We start from the raw sequence: 6,800 nt of genomic DNA, 5'->3' as shown, positions 1-6,800 counted from the left end.
CGCCCGCCCGGGGCCGGGCGGGGCAGGGGCCGGAGCGCCGTCGCCGTCGCGGCGCGCCCCCTCGGGGTCGACGAGCACGGGGCCGGTGACCTCGGCGGCGACGAGCCGGCCGCCCACCGGGAGCTGGACGACGTCGCCGACGCGCTCGCGCCCGCCGGCCAGCAGGGCGAGGGCGAAGGGCCGGCCGAGCGCCGCGCTGCGGTAGCTCGAGGTGACGTGCCCGAGCATCGGCACGGGCGGGGCGGGCAGGTCCTCGCCGACCGGGACGTCGACCACCTGGGAGCCCTCGGGCAGCACCGACTCGCCGTCCACCGGCAGGAGCCCGACGAGGTGCTTCCGGTCCGGTCGCTGGTCGTCGGCCCGCGCGAAGGACCGCTTGCCGACGAAGTCCGCCTTCTTCTTCGAGACGACCCACTCCATGCCGAGGTCCTGCGGCGTCACCGTCCCGTCGGTGTCCTGCCCGACGATCGGGTAGCCCTTCTCGGCGCGCAGCACGTGCATCGTCTCGGTGCCGTAGGGGGTGATGCCGTGCTCCTCGCCGGCCGCGAGGAGGCGCCGCCAGACCTCCTCGGCGTGCACCGAGCTCACGTGCACCTCCCAGGCCAGCTCGCCGGAGAAGCTGATGCGCGCCAGGCGGACGGGGACGCCGTCGAGCTCGGTCTCCTGCCACGTCATGAAGCCGAAGCCCTCGGCGCTGACGTCCACCCCGGGGAAGACGGCACCGACGACGTCGCGCGAGCGCGGACCGACGACGGGGAGCGCGGCCCACTGCTCGGTCACCGAGGCCAGGTGCACGCGCAGGTCGGGCCACTCGGTCTGGAGCCACTCCTCCATCCAGTCGAGGACCTTGGCGGCGCCGCCGGTGGTCGTCATGACCATCCAGCGGTCCTCGGCGAGCCGCAGGAGCACGCCGTCGTCGAGCACCATGCCGTCGACGCCGCACATCACGCCGTAGCGCACGCGCCCGACGGCCAGCGTGCTCATGAGGTTCGTGTAGAGCCGGTCGAGCAGCACGCCGGCGTCGGGTCCCTGGACGTCGACCTTGCCGAGCGTGGACCCGTCGAGGATCCCGACGCCGCCGCGCACGGCAGCGCACTCGCGCAGGACGGCGGCCTCCATGTCCTCCCCCGGCCGGGGGTAGTAGCGGGGGCGCTTCCACTGCCCGACGTCCTCCCACACGGCGCCCCGGTCGCGGTGCCAGTCGTGCAGCGCGGTGGTGCGCTCGGGGTCGTAGAGCGAGCCGCGGTCACGCCCGGCGAGGGTGGCGAAGACGACCGGGGTGTACGGCGGGCGGAAGGTCGTCGTGCCGACGTCCTCCGGCCCGCATCCGACGAGCTCGCCGAGCAGGCCCGACATGACGACCCCCGACGTCTTGCCCTGGTCGTGCGCCGTGCCGATCGTCGTGTACCGCTTGACGTGCTCGGGCGAGCGCAGACCCGCGCCGACCGCGCGGCGCACGTCGGCGACCGTGGCGTCGCGCTGGACGTCGACGAACTGCCGCGCGGGGTCGCCGTCGTCGCCGGGCACCACCCACATCAGGTCGGGGGCGCTGACGGGCACGGGCGGGTCGACCACCGGGTCGGCCTGCGGCGCGCGCGGGACCCCGCCCGTGGAGAGCGGCCCCAGCCCGAGGGCCGCCACCGCCGCGCGGCCCACCTCGCGGCCACCGAGCAGGCACCCCTCGAGGTCGAAGGCGGCGGCCGCCGAGCCGACGACGTCGAGGTCGGGCAGCTGCTCGGCGGGCAGGAAGGCGCCGAGGGCGGCGTCGAAGCGGAGCCGCCCGCGGGCCTGGCTGTAGAGGTGCACGGCCGGGTTCCAGCCGCCGCTGACGAGCAGGAGGTCGCAGGGCAGCTCCTCGACCTCGCCGCCGTCGCGCGGGCGCACCAGCGCGGCGCTCACCCGCTCGACGCCCCGGGTGCCGACGACCACCGACCCGGTGCGCACGGGGAGGCCGCGCGCGCCGCAGGCCGCGGACCAGGCCGCGGGCGCGCTCGCCCGCGTGTCGACGACCGAGACGTCGACGCCGGCGTCGGCGAGCTCGACGGCCACCTGGTACGCGCTGTCGTTCGTCGTGAGGACGACCGCGCGCTCCCCCGCGAGGACGCCGTAGCGGTGCAGGTAGGTGCGGGCGCTGTGCGCGAGCATCGTGCCGGGGCGGTCGTTGTCGGCGAAGACGACCGGCCGCTCGTGGGCGCCCGTGGCCACGACCGTGCGGCGGGCCCGCACGCGCCAGACGCGCTGGCGCGAGAGGTGCGCCGGCGCCTCGCCGCCGAGGTGGTCGGTGCGCCGCTCGACGGCGAGGGCGGAGCCGTCGTCGTAGACGCCGAAGACGGTGGTGCGCTGCAGGTGCGTCACCTCGGGCAGCGCGGCGAGCTCGTCGACGACGGCCGCGACCCACGCGGTGCCCGGTCGGCCGTCGATGCGGTCGGTGCTGCCGAGGAGGGAGCCGCCGGCCTCGGACTGCTCGTCGACGAGCGCCACGCGGGCGCCGGCGCGGGCGGCCACCAGCGCGGCGGACAGCCCGGCGGGGCCGGCGCCGACGACGAGGAGGTCGACGTGCAGGTGCCGGGCGTCGTAGCGGGCCGCGTCGGGCAGGTCGGCCAGCCGCCCCTGCCCGGGGACGCCGTCGGCGACGAGGCCGTCGTAGAGCTCCACGGTGCTCGCCAGGAGCATCGGCTCGGGGAAGGGCTCCTCCACCTGCACGAGGCTCGTCGGGTCCTCCGCCCACGCCGCCCCGATGCCGCGCGGGCGCCCGAGCTTCACGCTCGTCGCGACCTGGTGGACGCCGTGCGCCAGCAGCGCGGAGGCGAGGGTGTCGCCGGGGTGCCCCGTGAGGGTCCGGCCGCCGAAGGTGAAGGCGAGGGTGCGGCTGCGGTCGACCCGCCCGCCCGCGGCGGTGCGGAAGGGGGCGGTGCTCACGCCGTCACCGGCCTCTCGCTCGTCGTGGTGGGGCCGCCGGCGCGGGCCGGGCTCCCGGGCGGCAGCGGCACCGCCTCGGGCATCGGCGCGCCGGTGCGGTAGACGGCGGAGAAGCGGTAGGAGACGGTGTCGCGCAGCGCGTTGAACCAGCGCCGGCACCCGGCGGAGTGCACCCACCGCTCGGCGAGGGTGCCGCGGGTGTTGTCGCGGAAGAAGACGTAGTGGGCCCACTGCTCGTCGTCGAGGTCGGCGGGGCGCTCGGGGTAGGGCACGTGGGCCTGCCCGCCGTAGGAGAACTCGACCTCCTCGCGGGGGCCGCACCACGGGCACTCGATCAGCTGCACGGCTCGTCCTGTCGTCGTGGGGTGGCGGGTCTGCGGGGTCGCCGGGTGCGGGGTCAGTGCGCGACCGCGGCGGCGCCGTGCTCGTCGACGAGCCGGCCCGTGGTGAAGCGGTCGAGGCTGAAGGGCGCCGCGTAGGGGTGCGGCTCACCGTTGGCGATGGTGTCGGCGAAGACCCACCCCAGCCCCGGCGTCGCCTTGAAGCCGCCCGTCCCCCAGCCGCAGTTGAGGAAGACGTTCTCGTAGGGCGTCCGGCCGACGATCGGCGAGGCGTCCGGCGTCGTGTCGACGACGCCGGCCCACGTCCGCAGCAGGTGGGCCCGGGCGAAGACGGGGAAGAGCTCGACCGCCGCGGCCATCTGCCGCTCGATGACGTGGAAGGCGCCGCGCTGGCCGTAGCCGTTGTAGGAGTCGACGCCCGCGCCCATGACGAGCTCGCCCTTGTGCGCCTGCGAGACGTAGACGTGCACCTGGTTCGACATGACGATCGTCGGGTGCACGGGCTCGAGGAGCTCGGAGACCAGCGCCTGCAGCGGGTGGGACTGGATCGGCACGCGGATGCCGAGCATGTCGGTGAGCACCGACGTGCTGCCCGCCGCCGCGAGGGCCACGGTGCCGCAGGCGATGTCGCCGCGCGTGGTCTTCACGCCCGTGACGCGGTCGCCGTCGCGGACGAAGCCGGTGACCTCGCAGCCCTGGATGATGTCGACGCCCGCCTCGTCGATGCGCCGGGCGAAGCCCCAGCCCACGTAGTCGTGCTTGGCGATGCCCGCCCGCGGCTGGTAGGTCGCCCCGAGGACGGGGTAGCGGATGTCGGAGGAGGTGTTGACGATCGGGCAGAGCTTGGCGACCTCCTCGGCGTCGACCCACTCCGCGTCGATGCCGTTGAGCGTGTTCGCCTCGACCCTGCGCACCGAGTCGCGCACGTCCTGGAGGGTGTGCGCGAGGTTGAGCACGCCGCGCTGGCTGAAGAGGATCGGGTAGCCGAGGTCCTCCTCGAGCCCCTCCCAGAGCTTCAAGGAGTGCTCGTAGATCGCCGCCGAGGCGTCCCACAGGTAGTTCGAGCGGATGAGCGTCGTGTTGCGCGCCATGTTGCCGCCGGCGAGCCACCCCTTCTCCAGCACGGCGATGTTCGTGATGCCGTGGTTCTTGACGAGGTAGTGCGCCGTCGCGAGGCCGTGGCCGCCCCCGCCGACGACGACGACGTCGTAGGAGCGCTTCGGCTCGGGGTTCCGCCACAGCGCGTCGGGGTGCTCGGGCAGGTCCGCGCCCGGGGTTCGGGGCGCCGCCGCCCGGCCGGCCGGGCTCACCGGTCGACCTGCTGCTCGTCCGGGGCCATGTGGCCCTCCCTGCTGTCGACGACTGATGTATCAGTGGTCGTGGACTGTAGGATCGCCGGGCGAGGTGGTCAACCACCTCCGACGACATCGGTGCACGCCGCGGCTCCTGGTCCCGCCAGGAGCCGGGGCGGGGAGGGCGGGGCCGTGCGGCGCAGCGAGGTGCAGGAGCGGGGCGCCGGCGTGGGGGGGCCCCACCCGGGCGGCCCCCCGTCGCCCCGGGAGGCGGGGCGCGGCAGCGGACCGTCGCGCGCCGGTGCTGCTGCTCGCGGGGGATCCCTGGCCGACCTCGCCTACGAGCACCTGCGCGACGCCCTGCTCGTCCTGGAGGTCCGGCCCGGCGCCCCGCTCAAGGACGACGTCGTCGCCCGCGAGCTCGACGTCGGCCGCACCCCGGTCCGCGAGGCGCTCAAGCGCCTCGAGACCGACCGGCTCGTCGTCACCTACCCCCGGCGCGGCACCTTCGCCGCGCCCATCGACATCAGCGACCTGGGGCAGATCTCCGAGGTCCGCCGCAGCCTCGAGCCGCTGGCCGCGGCGGGCGCCGCGCGGCGCGCCACCGACGAGCAGCGCGCGGGGCTCGCCGGGCTGGCGGCCACCATCGCCGCGCTGGACCCGCCGGCCATGACGGCCGTCGAGCTCATGCGCCACGACGTCGCGGTGCACCGGGGCGTGTACGCCGCGAGCGGCAACCCGCACCTCGAGGACGTCCTCGTGCGGCTGGACAACCTCGCGACGCGCATCTGGTGCCTCGTGCTCGACCGGTTGCCGGCCATCGGCGGGCACGTCCACGAGCACGTCGACCTGCTGCGCGCGGTCGTCGAGGGGCGTGAGGACGACGCCGCCGCGCTCGCCGAGGAGCACGTGGCCGCCTTCGAGCGCACGGTCCGGGGCGTCCTCTGAGCCACGCCCCGCCGTCTACACGCCTCCGGCGCCGAGGTGCCGGCGCAGGAAGGCGAGGGTGGCCAGGTCCTCCGCCGTCCCGCCGCCCTCGTGGCCGTTGAAGGGGTAGACGGCCATCTCCTTGGGCCCGCCGTAGGCGTGGAAGGCGCCGAAGACGGTCGACGGCGGGACCACCGCGTCCATGAGGGCGGCCGAGAAGCGCGCCGGCGCCCGGCCGCGCCGCGCCATGACGACGCCGTCGACGTGGGCGAGGACGCCCATGACGAGGTCGACCTGCTCGCGGTGGGTCGCGAGGTAGCGCGTGACCTCGTGGAACGGGTCGGCGTCGGTGATGGCGAGGGCCCTCGGGAAGTCGCAGAGGAAGGGCACCTCGACGGCCAGCGCCGCGACGTCCGGCACGAGCGCCGCGGCGGCGATCGCCGTGCCGCCGCCCTGGCTCGTGCCCGCGACGGCGACGCGCTCGGGGTCGAGCCCGTCGAGCGTGCGCACGGCGTCCACGGCGCGCGCCGCGTCCGTGAAGAGCCGCCGGTAGTAGTAGGTCTCGGGCGAGGTGATGCCGCGCGTCATGACGCCGGGCACCTGGGGCCCGTTGGTCCCCGTGTCGGGCGTGTCGCCGCGGCTCCAGCCGGAGCCCTGCCCGCGGGTGTCCATCTGCAGGTGGGCGAAGCCGGCGCTCGCCCACAGGAGCGACTCCTCGGCCGCACCCCGGCCGCCGCCGTAGCCGACGTACTCGACGAGCACCGGCAGCGGTCCCCCGCCCCGCAGGGCGGGCGCGGGCAGCCGCAGCCAGGCGCGGACGGGCTCGCCGGCGAAGCCGGGGAACGTGACGTCGTGCACCTCGAGCGTGCGCAGCGGCGTCTCGACGGGACGGACGGCCACCTCCCCGCCCGCGGCGCGCGCCTCCGCCAGGGTCCGGGCCCAGAACGCGTCCACGCCGTCCGGGTCCTCGACGGCGCTGCGGTACTCCCACAGCTCGGGCTCGCTGATGTCGGTGCGCATGGCCGCATCCTGGCCGGGCCGGAGCCGCTGGTGCGGGAGGCGGCAGCCCCTCGTCGTGCTCTTCCGCGACGAGGGGCTGCCACCTCGTGGGGCGGCGGACGAACGGGGCCTTCCCGACGAGCGCCCGGCGCGGCACCATCGGGGCAGGGAGGTGCCGGCGTGGACGACGGGCGGACGGGGTCGGGATCGGTGCCGGGCGCGGGAGCGCGCTCGGGAGGCCTGCCGCGCGACCTGCTCGCCGCCGCCTCGCGCCTGGAGCGGGCCCTCGCCGACGGCGACGAGCGCGCGGCCGGCGCCGTCG

Annotated in this window: 5 protein-coding genes; 1 reads left to right on the top strand and 4 read right to left on the bottom strand. The window is 76.1% G+C overall.

Annotation, left to right across the window (positions count from 1 at the left end; translation table 11 throughout):
- The 3 genes from HLB09_RS11000 to HLB09_RS10990 all read right to left on the bottom strand — a co-directional run.
- Nucleotides 1-2,919, bottom strand: a 2,919-nt coding sequence (locus HLB09_RS11000; protein WP_171203418.1) for a 2Fe-2S iron-sulfur cluster-binding protein, incomplete at its 3' end; no start/stop codon positions are given.
- Nucleotides 2,916-3,263 carry a sarcosine oxidase subunit delta gene (locus HLB09_RS10995; protein ID WP_171203417.1) on the bottom strand — a complete coding sequence of 116 codons (348 nt, stop codon included), beginning with the start codon at nt 3,261-3,263 and terminating at the stop codon, nt 2,916-2,918. The genes HLB09_RS10995 and HLB09_RS11000, both read right to left, overlap by 4 nt.
- A gap of 53 nt (nt 3,264-3,316) precedes the next feature.
- On the bottom strand, nt 3,317-4,570 hold the full coding sequence (locus tag HLB09_RS10990; protein WP_171203416.1) for a sarcosine oxidase subunit beta family protein: 1,254 nt from the start codon (nt 4,568-4,570) through the stop codon (nt 3,317-3,319).
- A 306-nt stretch (nt 4,571-4,876) separates the two neighbouring features.
- On the opposite strand from HLB09_RS10990, the gene HLB09_RS10985 reads away from it, so the two are divergent.
- Nucleotides 4,877-5,500: a GntR family transcriptional regulator gene (locus tag HLB09_RS10985; protein ID WP_344553219.1), complete on the top strand. Its 624-nt coding sequence runs from the start codon at nt 4,877-4,879 to the stop codon at nt 5,498-5,500.
- Nucleotides 5,501-5,515: 15 nt separating this feature from the next.
- Here HLB09_RS10985 and HLB09_RS10980 read toward each other — a convergent pair whose 3' ends face one another.
- Complete coding sequence (locus HLB09_RS10980; protein WP_171203414.1) at nt 5,516-6,499, bottom strand: acetylxylan esterase; 984 nt, start codon at nt 6,497-6,499, stop codon at nt 5,516-5,518.
- Nucleotides 6,500-6,800: the final 301 nt, after the last annotated feature.

The sequence above is a fragment of the Pseudokineococcus marinus genome (genome assembly GCF_013004605.1).
Lineage (GTDB): Bacteria > Actinomycetota > Actinomycetes > Actinomycetales > Quadrisphaeraceae > Pseudokineococcus > Pseudokineococcus marinus.
This window is presented reverse-complemented; position numbering and strand designations above follow the sequence as displayed.